We start from the raw sequence: 15,920 nt of genomic DNA on the forward strand, positions 1-15,920 counted from the left end.
ACCGTGTTTCTCAGCCCACTGAACAAAACCGATGTCGTGCTCGACAAGATGGGGCAAACCGCTATCCCGAAACGGACGATCGTCGCCGACCGGCTCGGGCTCGCCGCGCCGGACCTGCCGTGGCACACGGAACGCGGCCGGATCGGTCGGCTCGCCGGCGCGCTCGGCGTCACGGCCGGCGCGCTCGGCAAGCCCGCCCGCGACGTGACCCTGCTGGCGCAGAACGAGGTCGGCGAGGTCGAGGAGGGCGCGCCCGGCGGCTCCAGCGCGATGGCGCACAAGCACAACCCGGTGGCCGCGGTCAGCACGCTGGCCGCCACCGCGCAGGCGCCCGGTCTGGTGGCGACGCTGCTGGCCTGCGCGGTGCAGGAGCACCAGCGGGGCGCCGGGAGCTGGCAGGCCGAGTGGCAGCCGCTGCGGTCACTGCTCGTCGCGGTGGGCTCGGGTGCCGCCTGGTTGCGCACCTGCGTCGAAGGTCTGGTCGTGCACACCGATGTGATGCGCGCCAACCTCGAGCGGGCCGGTGCACCGTCCGGGAGCGCCGCCACCGACCCTGTGGGCAGCGCGGGGCACTTCGTCGACCGCGCGCTGGCCAACCACTCCGCCCTGCGGAGCGATGACTCTGCCGCCCGGAGGACAGATGGCTGACGACGGTGCCGCGGTGCGCCGCGAGGTGCTCGGCGACGCGCACGTCGACCGGGCCGCCGCGGCCGCGACCGCGTTCAGCGCGCCCTGGCAGGAGCACGTCACGGCGCACGCCTGGGGTGCGGTGTGGACCCGGCCGGGGCTCGACCGGCGCACCCGCTGCCTCGTGACGATCGCGCTGCTGGCCAGCCAGCACGCCGCGACCGAGCTGGCGATGCACGTCCGGGCCGCGATCGGCCAGGGTGTCACGCCGGCCGAGATCCGCGAGGTGCTGCTGCACACGGCGGTCTACGCCGGCGCCCCGGCCGCGAACACCGCGTTCGCGACGGCCCAGCGGGTGCTCGCGGAGCTGGGCATCGAGGAGGCGTCGTGACGACCGTGCGCTCGGCGGACTTCGTGCAGTCGCTCGAACGCGGGCTCGCGGTGATCCGCGCGTTCGACCGCTCGCACCCCGAGCTGACGCTCAGCGAGGTCGCCGCGGCCACGGGCGTCACGCGGGCGGCCGCGCGCCGGTTCCTGCTGACGCTGATGGACCTCGGCTACGTGCGCACCGACGGGCGGTTCTTCTCGCTGAGCCCGCGGGTGCTGGAGCTGGGCTACGCGTACCTGTCGAGCCTGTCCCTGCCCGAGGTCGCCGAGGTGCACCTGGAGGCGCTGGTCGCCGAGGTCAACGAGTCGTCGTCGGTGTCGGTCCTGGACGGTCCCGACGTCGTCTACGTCGCCCGGGTGCCCACGTCCCGGATCATGACCGTGGCGATCAACGTCGGCACCCGCTTCCCGGCGTACGCGACGTCGATGGGCCGGGTCCTGCTGGCCGGCCTGCCCGACGACGAGCTGTCGGCCTACCTCGACACGGTCTCCATCGGACGCCTCACCGGCCGCACGATCGGCGGGGTCGGCGCGCTGCGGACGGAGCTGCAACGGGTCCGCGCCCAGGGCTGGTCGCTGGTCGACCAGGAGCTGGAGGAGGGCCTGCGGGCGGTGGCGGCCCCGATCCGCGACCGCGCCGGCCGCACGGTGGCCGCGGTCAACATCTCGACGGCCGCGAGCCGCACGACCCTGGAGGCGATCCGCCGCGACCTGGTGCCGCCACTGCTCGCCACGGCCGCCCGCATCTCCGCCGACCTGCCCGCCGCCGCCCGCCGCGTCTCCTAGTCGACCACTCCGCCGACCGTCAGGTTGAGCTTCGTGGCGGTCAACGCCCGGGCCCAGTCCGAGGCGGCGAACACCGCGGCGTTGGCGACGTCGTCGAGCGTGGCCGTGCGGCCGAGCATGGTCGGCTCCACCAGCCCGCGCGCGATCTCCGCGCGCGTCTCCGCGGGCATGTCCTCGGGCAGCGACTCCGGCACACCGCCGGTCTGCAGCGTCAGCACCCGGATGCCGTGCCCGCCCAGCTCACGGGCCAGCACCCGGCGCAGCACCTCGACGGCGCCGAGCGAGACCTGCAGGCCACCGAGCTCCGCCTGCGGCGGTCCGTCGCCGCCGAACGTCAGGACGACGCCCGACCCCTGCCGGATCATGTGGGGCGCAGCGGCCTTGGTGGTCAGCCAGAACGCCCGCAGCCGGCTGGTCACGTCGCGCTCCAGGTCGGCGTAGTCCATCTCGACCACCGGTTTGCCGAACGCGTGCGGGTGGGCGATCGCGTTGAACGAGACGTCGAGGCTGCCGAAGCGGTCGACCACCGCGGCCGCGTGCGCGTCGACCGCGGCCTCGTCGAACGCGTCGAACGCCGCGGTCTCGGCGGTGCCACCGGCCGAGCGGATGTCGTCGGCCACCTTGCGCAGGGCCGGCAGCGTGCGGCCGACCAGGTGCACGGTGGCTCCCGCGCGGCCGAAGCCGCGGGCCACGGCACCGCCGATGGCGCCGGCGCCGCCGTACACGATGGTGTTCTTCCCGTGCAGCAACATCAGGTCTCCTCCGTGTCGGACAGCTCGGCGAGCAGTTCGCCGAGCTGGTCGTAGCGCTGTTCCCAGTGCTCCCGGTACGCCGCGAGCCAGCTCGTGGCCTCCCGCAGCGGTGCGGCCTCGAGGTGGCTGAGCCGCGTCGTGGCCTGCCGGCTGCGCGAGATCAGCCCGGCCTGCTCCAGCACCTTGAGGTGCCGGGAGATCGCCGGCTGCGACATCGCGAACGGTGCGCCGAGCTCGCCGACGGTCGCGTCACCGCGGACGAGCCGCTCGAGGATCGCGCGTCGGGTCGGGTCGGCGAGCGCCCCGAACACCGCGCTGAGCTGGTCAGTGGCCATCTATAACCAATCCGTTCTATAGCAACTTGGTTAAGGATGCCCCCGCTGGGCGGTGGCCGTCAAGTTTTTCGATCGGCCTGTCGAACCACGGCGGGCTCGTACGACGCGTTCGTGAGCGGCCAGAATGGCCGTGCCGGCTCTGACAGGAGAGATGCGATGCGTTTCATGCTGATGCTCAAGGGCGACCCGCCGCCCGGTGCGATGCCGCCGCCCGACCTCGTGCAGGCGATGCACGAGTACGACGTCGAGCTCGAGAAGGCCGGCGTCCTGCTCGCCGCCGAGGGGCTCTACGACAGCTCGCAGGGCGCCCGGGTGATCTACGCCAAGGGCTCGCGGACCGTCGTCGACGGGCCGTTCACCGAGGCCAAGGAGCTGATCGCCGGGTTCTACCTGATCGACGTCAAGTCGCCCGAGGAGGCCATCGAGTGGGCCCGGCGCTGCCCGGTCGACCGGGCGATCCCGCCGGGCGCCGACTGGGAGGCGGTCGTCGAGGTGCGCCGCGTCGCGGAGCCGACGGAGATCCCGACGATCAACGCGGAGCAGGCCGCCCAGGCCGAGAAGTTCAGGCTGGGTCGCTAGCCCGCGCCTCCAGCAGCGCCCGCTCGCGGGCGTTCTGGGTCAACGACGCGGCCCGGGTGAACTCCGCCCGGGCCTCGTCGTGGCGGCCGAGCCTGGCCAGCAGGTCGCCGCGGACCGCGGGCAGCAGGTGGTAGCTGGGCAGCAGGTCGGCGGCGACGATCGCGTCCACCAGGGCGAGCCCGGCCGCGGGGCCGTCGGCCATGCCGACCGCGACGGCGCGGTTGAGCTCGACGACCGCCGACTCGGCCAGCGGGGCCAGCGCATCGTAGAGCGCGGCGATCCGCTTCCAGTCGGTCTCCTCGGGCGTACGGGCCTGTGCGTGGCACGCGGCGATCGCGGCCTGCAGGACGTACGGGCCGGGCACGTTGCCGGCGCGCTCCAGGGCCGCCAGGCCGCGCCGGATGAGCAGTGGGTCCCAGTGCGCCCGGTCCTGGTCGAGCAGTCGGACCACCGCGCCGCCCGCGCCGACCCGCGCGCGCAGCCGCGACGCCTGCAACTCCATCAGGGCGACCAGGCCGTGCACCTCGGGCTCCTCCGGCATCAGGCCCGCCAGGATCCGGCCGAGCCGGAGGGCGTCCTCGCACAGGGCGGGGCGCACCCAGTCGTCGCCGGCCGTCGCCGTGTAGCCCTCGTTGAAGATCAGATAGATCACTTCGAGGACGGAGGCCAGCCGCGCCGGCCGTTCCGCGGGCTCGGGCACCTCGAACGGGACGTCCGCCTCGGCCAGGGCCCGCTTGGCGCGGACGATGCGCTGCGCCACGGTCGGCTCGGCGACCAGGAAGGCTCGCGCGATCTCGCCGGTGGTGAGCCCGCCGAGCAGCCGCAGCGTCAGCGCGACCCGCGCCTCCGGCGCGAGCACCGGGTGGCAGGCGACGAACGTCAGCCGCAGCAGGTCGTCCTCGATCCGGTCCGGCTCGATGTCGTCCTCGACGGATTCCGGCAGCGCGCGGCCGATCTCCTGGAGCTTGCGGGCGTAGCGCTCGTTGCGCCGGACCAGGTCGATCGCGCGCCGCTTGGCCACGGACATCAGCCAGGCGCCCGGGTTGCGCGGGATCCCCTCGTCGGGCCACTGCTCGAGCGCGGCGACCAGCGCGTCCTGCGCCAGCTCCTCGGCCACGCCGACGTCGCGCATCATCCCGGCGAGCCCGGCGATCAGCCGCGGCGCCTCGATCCGCCAGACCGCCTCGACCGCGCGTCCGACCTCGTTCTCCGTTCCCGGCACGCCGACGAACCTACCTTGTAGCGTTATTGCATATCTGTGGCAACAGCCGGAAGGATGCAACACGTGACGATCGTGGAGGTGGTGCTGCTGTCGGCCGCCGAGGGTGCCCTGCGCTACCGCACCGTGTCGGCTCCGCTGCCGCTCGGCCCGCACCCCGACGACCTCGCGCTGCACCTGTCCGGCCTGACGTTGTGCACGCCCGGCGCGACCCTCCACTCGACGAGCTGGCGGTTCGCGGAGCAGGCGGTGCTGCTGACGTACGCCGCGCTGCCGGACCCCGACCCGATCGACACGCTGCCGCTGGCGCCCGACCGGATGGTGATCGGCGGTGCCGCGCTCGCGCCGTCACCGCCCCGGGTCGACGCGGACGCGGTCGCCGCGCACGCGGCCCGCCACCTGGCCCTGCTGTCCACGACGGACCCGGTGGTCGCGGCCGCGGCGGCCGCGCAGCCGGAGCTGTGGGACCTGCTCGCCAAGCTCCCGGCCGGGCTCGCCGGCGCGCTGCGCTAGCCGGACATCGACGAACGCAAGCCGGTTACCGACATTGTGCGCAGCCATACACCAAGCAACGGAATGTGTCCTATTGGTATAACCTGCTTGGCAAATCGATGGTCACCATCGCATCGCGGCGCAGACATTACACAATGTATTGTGCCCGATGCCCCATCCCTTTGAAGGAGCAGGTCGTGGAGGCGCAGCTCATCCCCGGTGAACGGCGCACCGCTCACCAGATGGTGCGCGACTCGCTGCGCCGGGCGATCCTCGACGGCACCCTCCAAGCGGGCTCCCGTCTCGTCCAGGCCGACATCGCGGCGCGCCTGCGGGTCAGCACCACACCGGTCCGTGAGGCGCTGCGCGACCTGGCGTCCGAGGGGCTGATCCGCCTCGACGCGCACCGGGGAGCGGTGGTCCGGGAGACCAGCGTCTACGAGGTCCGCGAGATCTTCCTGATCCGCCGGCTGCTCGAGCCCGAGGCGGTGCGGCTGGCCGTCGCCGGCATCGAGCCGGAGGTGCTCGCGGCGCTGGAGGGGCTGCACAAAGAGCTCGACGAGGCGCGCGAGCCGGCGCGCTGGGTCGCCCTCAACCGCGAGTTCCACCGGCTGCTCAACGGCGCCGCGGGGTTCGACCGCCTCGCCGAGATCCTCAACCATCTCGACGACAACGCGGCGGTCTACGTCAACATGGCCACCGACGCGGAGCACCGCCAGACCGCCGACCGGCACCGCCAGCGGCTGCTGGAAGCCTGCCGCGAGGGCGACGGCGACCGCGCGGCCGCTCTCGTGTCGGAACACCTGCGGCAGACGCTGGACACTGTGGAGCGTGTTGTCGTCAACATGCGGTGATACATAATCGACCCTGCAATGTGCATGGTTGTAGGGTCAGCTCTGTGCATGACGCGCTGGACCTCGCGAAGCTCGCGCCCGCGCCACACCGGCGGACCGCGCACGAGCTGGTCCGCGACACCCTACGCCGGGCGATCTTCAGCGGCGTGCTGACCGGCGGCACGCACCTCGGCCAGGCCGAGATCGCCACCCAGCTCGCGGTCAGCACGACCCCGGTCCGCGAGGCCCTGCGCGACCTCGCCGCCGACGGCCTGATCCGGATCGACCCGCACCGCGGCGCCGTCGTCCACGACCTCGACCACGACGACCTGCGCGAGATCTACGAGATCCGCGCCGCCCTCGAGCCCCTGGCGATCCGCCGGGCGGCGCGGCACATCACGGCCGACGAGCTGGCTGCGGCCGGCGACCTGCTGGACCGGATGGACCAGGAGACGGACCCGGCCGCCTGGTTGGAACTGAACTGGGCGTTCCACGCTCTGCTCGGTCGGGCTTCCCGCTCACCACGCCTCTTCTCCCTGGTCATGAGCGCACAGGGCAGCACCGCCCGGTACGTCGGCGAGTCGATGAAGGCACACCCCGACCGCCTCGCCGAGGCCACCGCCGAACACCGCGCGCTGGTCGACGCGCTCGCGGGCCACGACGCCGAGACGGCGGCGAAGCTGGTCACCACCCACCTGCAACACACCCTCGAACTGCTCGTGACCGCCTGACCCGACGCATCAGCGCACCGGGAACTGGTTGTCGAGGTCGAGGTTCAGGCGCACCACGTTGACCCGTTTCTCGCCCATGAACCCCACCGACCGGCCGGCCGTGTTGTCGTCGACCAGCCGCTGGATCGCCGCCTCGGTCGCGCCCCGCTCCCGCGCCACCCGGGGCAACTGCAGCTGCGCGTACGCCGGCGTGATGTGTGGGTCGAGTCCCGAGCCGCTCGCGGTCACCGCGTCCGACGGGACCGCCGGCACCGCGGGAGCGTCGCCCCGCACCGGGGTCAGCACCCCGCCGCTGTAGTCCTCCCCCGGCACCGCGCTCTCGACGGGCACGCCCTCGAAGGTCGCGACGAACGGCGTCGCCGGCCGCGCCTGGTTGACGCTCACGGCCCGGGTCGCCGGGCCCGTCAGCCCGTCGCGGCGGAACACCCGCAGCACCGCGCCCACCCCGTCCGGCGTGCAGAACGGCCGCCGCCCGTCGACGCCGTTGAGCTCGCCGACCGCCAGGCTGCGCGCGCAGACCTGGGTGAGCAGGCTCTGCGTGCCTTCGTCGCCGCCCGTCGGCAGCACGTCCTCGATGCTCTCCGGCCCGAGGTTGCTGGCGCCGCTCGCGGTCGGGTCGTAGCCGTCGCCGGCCGCGGACGGCCGCGACTGGAAGTACCGCGGTATCCCGTTGCCGTCCGCGTCGACGAAGCTCTGGCCGATCAGCTTGCTGCCGACGTCACGCCCGCCCGAGGTGAGCAGCGAGCCGCCGGCCCGGTGGTGCAGGCCGGGCAACAGGCCGATGCCGACGAGCAGCAGGGGGTACGCGATCCCGAGCAGGACGGTGAACACCAGCACCGCCCGGAACGCCGCCAGGTGCTGGCCTAACCAGTTGGGCAGCCGCATCAGGAGATCCCCGGAATCCATTGCACGATCGCGATGTCGAGGACCTTGATGCCGGCGAAGGGTGCCGCGATGCCGCCCAGGCCGTACACCAGCAGGTTACGGCTCAGCAGGGCCGACGCGCTGCTCGGCCGGTAGCGGACCCCGCGCAGCGCCAGCGGGATCAGCACGACGATGACCAGCGCGTTGAAGATGATCGCCGAGGTGATCGCCGACGCCGGCGAGCTGAGTCGCATGATGTTGAGCCCGTCCAGGCTCGGGTACACGGCCGCGAACATGGCGGGGATGATCGCGAAGTACTTCGCGATGTCGTTGGCGATCGAGAACGTCGTCAGCGCGCCCCGGGTGATCAGCAACTGCTTGCCGATCTCGACGATCTCGATCAGCTTCGTCGGGTCCGAGTCGAGGTCGACCATGTTGCCGGCCTCCTTGGCGGCCGACGTGCCGGTGTTCATCGAGACGCCGACGTCGGCCTGGGCGAGCGCCGGCGCGTCGTTGGTGCCGTCGCCGGTCATCGCGACCAGCCGCCCGCCCTCCTGTTCGCGGCGGATCAGCGCCAGCTTGTCCTCGGGCTTCGCCTCCGCGAGGAAGTCGTCGACGCCTGCCTCCTCGGCGATCGCCCGCGCGGTCAGCGGGTTGTCGCCAGTGATCATGATGGTCCGGATGCCCATCCGGCGCATCGCGTCGAACCGCTCGCGCATGCCGGCCTTGACGACGTCCTTGAGGTGTACGACCCCCAGCGCCCGGGCCGGCTCTCCGACCCTGAACTCGGCGACCACCAGCGGCGTGCCCCCGGTCGCGGAGATCCCGTCGACCACCCCGCCGACCTCGCTGGTCGGGTGCCCGCCGTTCTCGCGTACCCAGCGCATGACCGCGGCCGCCGCGCCCTTGCGGATCGCCCGCGCCGGCTCCGGGCCGCCCGCCTCGATGTCCACACCGGACATCCGGGTCTCGGCGCTGAACGGCACGAACTGGGCGTTCGGGATCAGCCCCTCCTCGCGCGCCCGCAGCCCGTGCTCGTTCTTCGCCAGCACCACGATCGACCGCCCTTCCGGCGTCTGGTCGGCGAGGCTGGACAGCTGGGCCGCGTCGGCGAGCTCGCCCGGCGACACCCCGCTGACCGGCAGGAACTCGGTCGCCTGCCGGTTGCCGAGGGTGATGGTGCCGGTCTTGTCGAGCAGCAGCGTGTTGACGTCGCCGGCGGCCTCGACCGCCCGCCCGGACATGGCGAGCACGTTGCGCTGCACGAGCCGGTCCATGCCGGCGATGCCGATCGCGGACAGCAGCGCGCCGATCGTGGTCGGGATCAGCGCGACCAGCAGCGAGACCAGCACGATCCCGGTGACGCCGTGCTCGTTGATCGTGAGGGTGTTCGGCGCCGCGCCCTGGAACGCCTTGGAGAAGATCGCCACGGGCTGGAGCGTCACGACGGCCAGCAGGAAGATGATCGTCAGGGCGGCCAGCAGGATGTTGAGCGCGATCTCGTTCGGCGTCTTCTGCCGCGAGGCGCCCTCGACGAGCGCGATCATGCGGTCGACGAAGCTCTCGCCGGGCTTCTGGGTGATCTTGACGACGATCCGGTCGGAGAGCACCTTGGTGCCGCCGGTGACCGCGCTGCGGTCGCCGCCGGACTCCCGGATGACCGGCGCCGACTCGCCGGTGATCGCGGACTCGTCGACACTGGCCACGCCCTCGACCACGTCACCGTCGCCGGGAATAACCTGCCCGGCCTCGACCACGACGACGTCGTTCTGCCGCAGCGCGACGGCGTCGACGGCCTCCTCCCGCGGCTCCTTCTGGCCGGGCTGCCAGTCGATCAGCCGGCGCGCCACGGTCTCCTGCCGGGCCCGGCGCAGCGTGGCGGCCTGCGCCTTGCCGCGCCCTTCGGCGACGGCCTCGGCCAGGTTCGCGAAGATGACGGTGAGCCACAGCCAAACCGTGATCAACCAAGCGAACGTCGACGAGTCCTGGATGGACAGCGCCGTCGTGAACAGCGCCCCCAACTCCACGATGAACATGACGGGATTCCGCCAGAGGGTCGCGGGGTTGAGCTTGCGCAAGGCGTCGGGCAGCGACTTCCAGAGCTGCCGCGGGTCCAGCAGACCGCCACCGATCCGACTGGGTTGCTCGATCGCCGCCGCGGTCATGCCGCCCTCACCGCAGCGCGAACAGCGTCCTCAACGCGAAGCGGGCCAGCCGCGGACATCCCGGCTCCGCGGCCCGCAGGACCCGACGGAGGCAGCGCGGCCACAGGGCCGCGCCCACACCGGATTGTGACGGTCGGGTCGGTCATCGTCGTCTCACAACCCCTCGGCCAGCGGGCCGAGTGCGAGGGCCGGCAGGAACGTCAGGGCGACCAGGATGATCACGACGCCGACCACCATCCCGATGAAGAGGGGGCGGTAGGTCGGCAGCGTGCCGGCCGAGGCCGGCACCGGGCGTTGTCGGGCCAGCGAGCCCGCCAGCGCCAGCACGAAGACCATCGGCAGGAATCGGCCGATCACCATGCACAGGCCGGTCGCGGTGTCCCACCACTGGTCGTTGACCGTGATCCCGGCGAACGCCGAGCCGTTGTTGTTGGCCGCCGAGGTGAACGCGTACAGCACCTCCGAGAAGCCGTGCGGCCCGACGTTGAGCATCGTCTCCCGGTTCTTGGTCGCCATCGCGACGGCCATCCCGATCAGCACGGTCGCCGGCGTGATCAGGAAGTAGAGCGAGGCGAACTTGATCTCGCGCGAGGAGATCTTCTTGCCCAGGTACTCCGGCGTACGGCCGACCATCAGCCCCGCCACGAACACCGTGATGACCGCCAGCATGAGGATGCCGTACAGGCCCGATCCGACCCCGCCCGGGGCCACCTCGCCGAGCATCATGTTGACCATCGGGACCATGCCACCGAGCGCGGTGTACGAGTCGAAGAACGAGTTCACCGCCCCGGTCGACGTCAACGTCGTGGCGGCGCCGAAGGTGGCGGAGTCCGAGACCCCGAACCGCACCTCCTTGCCCTCGGTGGCGGCGTGCACCGCCGAGGGCACCGTCCCGTTGTGCAGCAGTTCGAAGGTGTTGACGAGGATCACGCTGGCCACCGCCAGGATGGCCATCACCGCCAGGATCGCGTGCCCCTGCCGCCGGTCGCCGACCATCCGCCCGAACACCCGGGGCATCGCGAACGGGATCAGCAGGATCAGGAAGATCTCGATCCAGTTCGTCCACGGTGTGGGGTTCTCGAACGGATGTGCGCTGTTGGCGTTGTAGAACCCACCGCCGTTCGTGCCGAGCTCCTTGATCACCTCCTGGCTGGCCACCGGGCCGCCCGGGATGTGCTGGGTCGCACCGGTCAGCGTGGTGACGTCGGTGCCGCCGGACAGGTTCTGCACCACACCGCCGGCGATCAGCACGATCGCCGCGACCACCGCCACGGGCAGCAGCACCCGGAGCGTGATCCGGGTCAGGTCGACCCAGAAGTTGCCGAGGGACTGGGTGCGGCTGCGCGCGAAGCCGCGGACCAGGGCGACCGAGACCGCGATGCCGACGGCCGCCGAGACGAAGTTCTGCACCGCGAGCCCGGACATCTGCACGACATGACCGAGGGTCGACTCACCGGCGTACGACTGCCAGTTGGTGTTGGTGACGAAGCTGGCTGCGGTGTTCCAGCCCTGGTGCGGCGACATGGCCGGCAGGCCCAGGGACAGCGGCAGCTTGCTCTGCAGCCGGGTCATTCCGTAGAGGAACAGCAGGCTGAGCAGGGAGAACGCGAACACGCTGCGGGCGTAGACCGGCCAGCTCTGCTCGCCCGCGGGGTTCACGCCGACGAGCCGGTAGACGACCCGCTCGACGAACGAGTGCCGGGTGCCGGTCACCACGCGGTAGATGTAGTCGCCGAAGTAGCGGTACGCGAGCGCGACGAAGAGCACCAGCGACAGCACGAAGAAGACGCCGGCGATGGTCGTCGACATCAGAAGCGCTCCGGGAACAGCAGCGCGATGACCAGGAAGACCGTGACCAGGAACGCGATGATCAGGCCGGCCAGGTTGACCGCGCTCACAACCGTTCCACCAGGCGCACGATGACGGCGAGCGCGACGAAGAGGGCCACCGAGATCAGGATGTACGCCACGTCGTGCACCGGTGACTCCTCCTCCGCCCAAAAAGGATGAAAACCTCCTCTCATATGAAACCGCCCAGACCATCGTCGCGTGGGGCTTTGCCGCAATCCCCTAGGGTCAGGGGGCGACCTTGGGGAGGGCGAATGACCGCAGTCACGTCACACGAAGAGCTCCGCGAGCTGCTCGGCGAGGTGGGCAGGCGGGCCGCCGAGAAGGACCGCAAGGAGCTGCACCAGCTCGACCGGGACTGGCTCGCCGCGTCGCCGTTCTGCCTCGTCTCGACCTCCGGCGCCGGCGGCACCTGCGACGTCTCGCCGAAGGGCGACCCGGCCGGCTTCACCGTGGTGGTCGACGACACCACGATCGCGATCCCGGAGCGGCCCGGCAACAAGCGCGCCGACGGCTTCCACAACGTCATCGACAACCCGCACGTCGGGCTGATCTACCTGATCCCGGGCCGCACCGACTCGCTGCGGATCAACGGGCGGGCGACGATCATGCGGGACGCGCCCTACTTCGACCAGATGGCGGTCAAGGGGCGCCGCCCGGAGTTCGCGCTCCAGGTCGAGATCGAGCAGATCTTCTACCACTGCGCCAAGGCGTTCCTCCGCTCCCACCTGTGGCAGCCGGACACCTGGCAGCCGGACGCGCTGCCTCGGCGGGCCGTGCTGATCAAGGAGGTCGAGCGGCCGGCCGACACCCTGGCGGATCTCGACCGGCACTACGGGCCCGGCTACGCCGACAACCTCTACTAGCTAGCGGCCCGCGCGGCTGCGCTCGCGGTGCTCGCGCATCAGCCGCGCGAAGCCGTCGGTGTCGACCGACACCCCGTGCTCCCGGGCGATCTCCACCGTGAGGTCGACCGGGAAGCCGTAGGTGTCGTGCAGCTTGAACACCGTCTCACCGCCCAGCGGACCCCGGCTCAGCGCCGAGTCGAGCAGGCGGTTGCCCGCCCGCAGGGTGCGCCGGAACGCACCCTCCTCGCGCTCGACGACCGCCCGGACGACGTCGTCCGCGGGCACGCTGCCCGCCAGCGGGCCGAGCACCGGCTCGTCGACACCGAGCAGCACGAGCCGCCGCACCGCGCGGCGGAGCAGCCGGCGCACCACGTACCCACGGCCCTCGTTGCCGGGCCGCACGCCCGCGGAGATGAGCAGGACCGCGGTCCGGACGTGGTCGGTGACCAGGCGGTGCGCCGCCGGTTCGTCGTCGCGGCCGGTCACCTCGCGCACCGCGCGCAGCGTCGGCCGGACGATGTCGATCTCCTGGAGGTTGCCGACGCCCTGCAGCACCATCGCGAGCCGGTCCAGGCCCAGGCCCGTGTCGATGTGCCGGCCGGGCAGGTCCCCGAGGATCTCCTCGTCGGTCCCACCGCGCTGGTACTGCATGAACACCAGGTTCCACAGCTCGACGAAGCGCTCGCTGTCGACCGCCGGGCCGCCGTCCCGACCGACATCCGGACCGCGGTCGTAGAAGATCTCCGAGGTCGGCCCGCTCGGCCCGGGGACGTCCATGCTCCAGAAGTTGTCGGCCGGGCCGAGCCGCTGGATACGCTCCGCGGGCACGCCGAGGCCACGCCACAGGTCGACGCTCTCCTCGTCGCCGCGCAGCACGGTCATCCACAGGCGGTCCCGCTCGAGCCCGAAGCCGTCCGTGAGCAGGTCCAGCGCCCACGCCATCGACTCGCGCTTGAAGTAGTCCGCGAACGCGAAGTTGCCGAGCATCTCGAAGCCGGTCGCGTGCCGGTCGGTCAGCCCGATCCGGTCGATGTCGACCGTGCGCACGCAGCGCTGCGCCGTCATCAGCCGAGGATGGGGCGGGCGGTCCAGGCCCATGAAGTACGGCTTGAACTGGACCATGCCTGCATTGGTGAAGAGCAGGTCACGCTCGTCGGTGACGAGCGGGCCGGGCGGCAGCTCGAGGTGGTCGAGGCCGCGGAAGTAGTCGAGGAAGGTCGCACGTATCAGGTCGGATCGCATGATCTGTCGCCGTTTCGGGAGGACAGCTCGAACGCGCACACGACCCCGGCTGTCGAAGCGGGGCCCTCACCGCGAAACGTCGCGAACGCGTGGGTCGGATGGCACAGACACGCCGAGCCGGCACCGAGGATCAGGCGAGGACGAGGTCCCCGGCGATCGGCTCGGCGCGGCTAGCTCGCCGCACACCCACACACATGGATCAATCATGACCAGCGCCGGCCACATCGACAACCGCTTTAGACCGGGTCCCAGGGTACGGAGGCGAAGAGCGCGTCGAGCCCCGCCATCAGCGCCGGATCCGGCAGCGTGGGTATGTCGTCGATCGAGGCCACCGCGACGTGGCCGATCGAGTTGACCGTGAACGCGCCGTGGAAGCCGCTGACGTCGGCCAGGGTGATCCGCCGGCGGGTGGTCGGCCGGTGCTGCTCGACCAGCCGCATCGCGGTGCCGTGCAGCCAGGGCGGAGTCGGCCAGACCACCGCACCGTCGGCGGCGAAGAAGCCGATGTTGGCCACCGAGGTCTCGGTGATCTCCCCGTCGCCGGCGGTGAGCAGCGCCTCGTCGTAGCCCTCGGCGCGGACCCGGCGGGCCCACTCACCCTGCGCGAACCCGCCGAGGTGCTTGAGATGGGGGAACGGGCGGAGGTAGGGCACCGACCGCAGCCGGTGCGGCCCCACGACGGGCGGTGTCGGCGGCCCGACCGCGACCGCCACGCGGCCCGGCTCCCGCACCGCGACCCGGACGGCGGCGTCGGCTTCGCCGGCGAGCGCGTGCCGGATCAGGTCGCGCACCTCGCCGGCGTCGAGCGGCTCGTCGAACAGCTCCCGGTTGGCGGCGTCGAGCCGGTCGAGGTGGTTGCCCAGGCCCTGCACCCCGCCGCCGCGGACCTGCATCGCGGTGAAGTGGCCGTAGGTCGAGGCGAGGTCGGCCGCGGCCGCCGGCCGCCCGTTCACTTCGATGCGCACCCACCCATGGTCGCGCGACGGCCCCCGGCTCGGGGTCCGGGGGCCGTCGGGGTCCGGCACGTGCGACGCGCCGAACTCTGGGGGGAGGGGGTCAGAAGACCTGCACGCCGTAGACGCCCAGGGGCTCGGTCACCGGCTGGAAGTAGGTCGTGCCGCCGGTGGTGCAGTTGCCGGAGCCGCCGGAGGTCAGGCCCAGCGCGGAGGTGCCGGCGTAGAGCGGGCCGCCGCTGTCACCGGGCTGCGCGCAGACGTTGGTGCGGATCAGGCCGCTGACCGTGCCCTCGGCGTAGCGCACCGTCGAGTTGAGGCCCAGCACGCTGCCACTGCGGGTCCCGGTGGTGCTGCCGCGGCGGGTGACCCGCTCGCCGACGCTCGGGGTGCGGGCGCTGGTGATGTCCTGGCTGCCGACCGCGCCGGAGATGGTGATCGACGTGTTGGTGTAGCGCACGATCCCGTAGTCGTTGCCCGGGAAGCTGGTGCCGGCCCGCGTGCCGAGGGTCTGGCTGCCGTTGGTCCACGTCGAGCCGATGTTGGTGCAGTGGCCGGCGGTCAGGAAGTAGTAGGTGCTGCCGGACCGCACGTTGAAGCCGAGCGAGCAGCGCGCGCCGCCGGTGTAGATCGCGTCGCCACCGGAGATCGTCTTGCTGAGCTTGCCGGGGAGCCGCTCGAGCCGGGCCGCACCCTTGCTCGCGGCGACCGCGTTCTCCAGCGCGGCGAGCTTGGCGCCCTTGACCGTGGTGTCGACGTCGACGACGACCTGGTTGGCGACCGGGTCGACCGAGAACGCCGTGCCGACCACGCCCTTGTCGAGGCTGGCCTGCAGCGAGCTGAGCTCGGCGGCGCTGCGCTCGACGAGGCGGGCCTTGCCACCGCGGGCCTTGACCGCCGCAGCGGCGGCGGAGTCGGTGACCGTGACGACCGTCGCGCCGGACGAGTCGACGTAGGTGCCCGCGGAGCGGTCGGCGCCGAACGAGTCGGCGAGGACGTTGGCGGCGTCCAGGGCGAGCGGGGTCGGTGCCGCTTGCGCCGGAGCCGCGAACAGCGCTCCCGCCACCAGGGTCGTGGCCGTGGCGGAGAGCATGACGCGTCGGGTGATACTCACTGATCCTCCCGGGGGATGTGGACCGGCCGGTCGGCCGATCCGGAGGCATCGATCTGCCGACATGTTTCCAGCCAGATAGATCGCCGTCAACGCTTTGCGTACGACCGATCCTGACCATTAGGTCGACGTCATACCACCGGGATAAT

19 protein-coding genes are annotated in these 15,920 nt (G+C 71.9%); 8 read left to right on the forward strand and 11 right to left on the reverse strand.

Going from position 1 to position 15,920, the window contains the following annotated elements; all coding sequences use genetic code 11:
* The 3 genes from AB0H87_RS06860 to AB0H87_RS06870 form a co-directional block, all read left to right on the forward strand.
* Nucleotides 1-648, forward strand: a 648-nt coding sequence (locus AB0H87_RS06860; RefSeq protein WP_360140856.1) for a lyase family protein, incomplete at its 5' end; no start/stop codon positions are given.
* A complete protein-coding gene (locus AB0H87_RS06865) occupies nt 641-1,018 on the forward strand; it encodes a carboxymuconolactone decarboxylase family protein (protein ID WP_360140859.1) in 378 nt (125 codons plus the stop codon). The genes AB0H87_RS06860 and AB0H87_RS06865, both read left to right, overlap by 8 nt.
* On the forward strand, nt 1,015-1,800 hold the full coding sequence (locus AB0H87_RS06870; protein WP_360140862.1) for an IclR family transcriptional regulator C-terminal domain-containing protein: 786 nt from the start codon (nt 1,015-1,017) through the stop codon (nt 1,798-1,800). The genes AB0H87_RS06865 and AB0H87_RS06870 overlap by 4 nt, the downstream gene beginning before the upstream one ends.
* On the opposite strand, the gene AB0H87_RS06875 is transcribed toward AB0H87_RS06870, so the two are convergent.
* Nucleotides 1,797-2,552 (reverse strand): SDR family oxidoreductase, encoded by a 756-nt coding sequence (locus AB0H87_RS06875; RefSeq protein WP_360140865.1) that lies wholly within the window; start codon nt 2,550-2,552, stop codon nt 1,797-1,799. The two genes, AB0H87_RS06870 and AB0H87_RS06875, sit on opposite strands and share 4 nt — an antisense overlap.
* Entirely contained in the window at nt 2,552-2,887 is a 336-nt protein-coding gene (locus tag AB0H87_RS06880; protein WP_360140868.1) for a metalloregulator ArsR/SmtB family transcription factor, read from the reverse strand. The genes AB0H87_RS06875 and AB0H87_RS06880 overlap by 1 nt, the downstream gene beginning before the upstream one ends.
* Before the next feature lie 156 nt (nt 2,888-3,043).
* Here AB0H87_RS06880 and AB0H87_RS06885 point away from each other — a divergent pair, with 156 nt between their 5' ends.
* Nucleotides 3,044-3,466 (forward strand): YciI family protein, encoded by a 423-nt coding sequence (locus tag AB0H87_RS06885; RefSeq protein WP_360140871.1) that lies wholly within the window; start codon nt 3,044-3,046, stop codon nt 3,464-3,466.
* On the opposite strand, the gene AB0H87_RS06890 is transcribed toward AB0H87_RS06885, so the two are convergent.
* Nucleotides 3,450-4,688, reverse strand: a complete 1,239-nt coding sequence (locus AB0H87_RS06890; protein ID WP_360140874.1) for an RNA polymerase sigma factor — start codon at nt 4,686-4,688, stop codon at nt 3,450-3,452. The two genes, AB0H87_RS06885 and AB0H87_RS06890, sit on opposite strands and share 17 nt — an antisense overlap.
* Nucleotides 4,689-4,751: 63 nt before the next feature.
* On the opposite strand from AB0H87_RS06890, the gene AB0H87_RS06895 reads away from it, so the two are divergent.
* From AB0H87_RS06895 to AB0H87_RS06905, 3 genes are all read left to right on the forward strand, one after another.
* Nucleotides 4,752-5,198 carry a hypothetical protein gene (locus AB0H87_RS06895; RefSeq protein WP_360140877.1) on the forward strand — a complete coding sequence of 149 codons (447 nt, stop codon included), beginning with the start codon at nt 4,752-4,754 and terminating at the stop codon, nt 5,196-5,198.
* A gap of 176 nt (nt 5,199-5,374) precedes the next feature.
* Nucleotides 5,375-6,031: a GntR family transcriptional regulator gene (locus AB0H87_RS06900; protein WP_360140880.1), complete on the forward strand. Its 657-nt coding sequence runs from the start codon at nt 5,375-5,377 to the stop codon at nt 6,029-6,031.
* A 44-nt stretch (nt 6,032-6,075) separates the two neighbouring features.
* Nucleotides 6,076-6,741 (forward strand): GntR family transcriptional regulator, encoded by a 666-nt coding sequence (locus AB0H87_RS06905; protein WP_360140883.1) that lies wholly within the window; start codon nt 6,076-6,078, stop codon nt 6,739-6,741.
* Between the two features lie 9 nt (nt 6,742-6,750).
* Here AB0H87_RS06905 and AB0H87_RS06910 read toward each other — a convergent pair whose 3' ends face one another.
* The 5 genes from AB0H87_RS06910 to AB0H87_RS06930 form a co-directional block, all read right to left on the reverse strand.
* Nucleotides 6,751-7,626, reverse strand: a complete 876-nt coding sequence (locus tag AB0H87_RS06910) for a potassium-transporting ATPase subunit C (protein ID WP_360140886.1) — start codon at nt 7,624-7,626, stop codon at nt 6,751-6,753.
* Nucleotides 7,626-9,770 (reverse strand): potassium-transporting ATPase subunit KdpB, encoded by a 2,145-nt coding sequence (kdpB, locus tag AB0H87_RS06915; RefSeq protein WP_360140889.1) that lies wholly within the window; start codon nt 9,768-9,770, stop codon nt 7,626-7,628. The genes AB0H87_RS06910 and kdpB overlap by 1 nt, the downstream gene beginning before the upstream one ends.
* Before the next feature lie 153 nt (nt 9,771-9,923).
* Nucleotides 9,924-11,579 carry a potassium-transporting ATPase subunit KdpA gene (kdpA, locus tag AB0H87_RS06920; RefSeq protein ID WP_360140892.1) on the reverse strand — a complete coding sequence of 552 codons (1,656 nt, stop codon included), beginning with the start codon at nt 11,577-11,579 and terminating at the stop codon, nt 9,924-9,926.
* Entirely contained in the window at nt 11,579-11,668 is a 90-nt protein-coding gene (locus tag AB0H87_RS06925; protein ID WP_360140895.1) for a potassium-transporting ATPase subunit F, read from the reverse strand. Before AB0H87_RS06925 ends, kdpA begins: the two co-directional genes overlap by 1 nt.
* Nucleotides 11,665-11,793 carry a hypothetical protein gene (locus AB0H87_RS06930; RefSeq protein ID WP_360140898.1) on the reverse strand — a complete coding sequence of 43 codons (129 nt, stop codon included), beginning with the start codon at nt 11,791-11,793 and terminating at the stop codon, nt 11,665-11,667. The genes AB0H87_RS06925 and AB0H87_RS06930 overlap by 4 nt, the downstream gene beginning before the upstream one ends.
* A 78-nt stretch (nt 11,794-11,871) precedes the next feature.
* Between AB0H87_RS06930 and AB0H87_RS06935 the strand changes: the two genes are divergently transcribed.
* Nucleotides 11,872-12,483, forward strand: coding sequence for a pyridoxamine 5'-phosphate oxidase family protein (locus AB0H87_RS06935; RefSeq protein WP_360140901.1), 612 nt, complete (start codon nt 11,872-11,874; stop codon nt 12,481-12,483).
* On the opposite strand, the gene AB0H87_RS06940 is transcribed toward AB0H87_RS06935, so the two are convergent.
* The 3 genes from AB0H87_RS06940 to AB0H87_RS06950 form a co-directional block, all read right to left on the reverse strand.
* Nucleotides 12,484-13,707 carry an alanine--tRNA ligase-related protein gene (locus AB0H87_RS06940; protein WP_360140904.1) on the reverse strand — a complete coding sequence of 408 codons (1,224 nt, stop codon included), beginning with the start codon at nt 13,705-13,707 and terminating at the stop codon, nt 12,484-12,486.
* Between the two features lie 236 nt (nt 13,708-13,943).
* Nucleotides 13,944-14,672 (reverse strand): aminotransferase class IV, encoded by a 729-nt coding sequence (locus tag AB0H87_RS06945; protein ID WP_360140907.1) that lies wholly within the window; start codon nt 14,670-14,672, stop codon nt 13,944-13,946.
* Between the two features lie 91 nt (nt 14,673-14,763).
* A complete protein-coding gene (locus tag AB0H87_RS06950) occupies nt 14,764-15,753 on the reverse strand; it encodes a S1 family peptidase (protein WP_360140976.1) in 990 nt (329 codons plus the stop codon).
* Nucleotides 15,754-15,920: the final 167 nt, after the last annotated feature.

The organism is Asanoa sp. NPDC050611, assembly GCF_040654855.1.
Lineage (GTDB): Bacteria > Actinomycetota > Actinomycetes > Mycobacteriales > Micromonosporaceae > Asanoa.

What these genes read in the sequence shown, in the direction of transcription:
- kdpA (WP_360140892.1), bottom strand. Translation starts at nt 11,579, where the DNA reads ATGTCGACGACCATCGCCGGCGTCTTCTTCGTGCTGTCGCTGGTGCTC.
- AB0H87_RS06940 (WP_360140904.1), bottom strand. Translation starts at nt 13,707, where the DNA reads ATGCGATCCGACCTGATACGTGCGACCTTCCTCGACTACTTCCGCGGC.
- AB0H87_RS06930 (WP_360140898.1), bottom strand. Translation starts at nt 11,793, where the DNA reads ATGAGAGGAGGTTTTCATCCTTTTTGGGCGGAGGAGGAGTCACCGGTG.
- AB0H87_RS06910 (WP_360140886.1), bottom strand. Translation starts at nt 7,626, where the DNA reads ATGCGGCTGCCCAACTGGTTAGGCCAGCACCTGGCGGCGTTCCGGGCG.
- AB0H87_RS06865 (WP_360140859.1), top strand. Translation starts at nt 641, where the DNA reads ATGGCTGACGACGGTGCCGCGGTGCGCCGCGAGGTGCTCGGCGACGCG.
- AB0H87_RS06935 (WP_360140901.1), top strand. Translation starts at nt 11,872, where the DNA reads ATGACCGCAGTCACGTCACACGAAGAGCTCCGCGAGCTGCTCGGCGAG.
- kdpB (WP_360140889.1), bottom strand. Translation starts at nt 9,770, where the DNA reads ATGACCGCGGCGGCGATCGAGCAACCCAGTCGGATCGGTGGCGGTCTG.
- AB0H87_RS06875 (WP_360140865.1), bottom strand. Translation starts at nt 2,552, where the DNA reads ATGTTGCTGCACGGGAAGAACACCATCGTGTACGGCGGCGCCGGCGCC.
- AB0H87_RS06880 (WP_360140868.1), bottom strand. Translation starts at nt 2,887, where the DNA reads ATGGCCACTGACCAGCTCAGCGCGGTGTTCGGGGCGCTCGCCGACCCG.
- AB0H87_RS06885 (WP_360140871.1), top strand. Translation starts at nt 3,044, where the DNA reads ATGCGTTTCATGCTGATGCTCAAGGGCGACCCGCCGCCCGGTGCGATG.
- AB0H87_RS06950 (WP_360140976.1), bottom strand. Translation starts at nt 15,753, where the DNA reads ATGCTCTCCGCCACGGCCACGACCCTGGTGGCGGGAGCGCTGTTCGCG.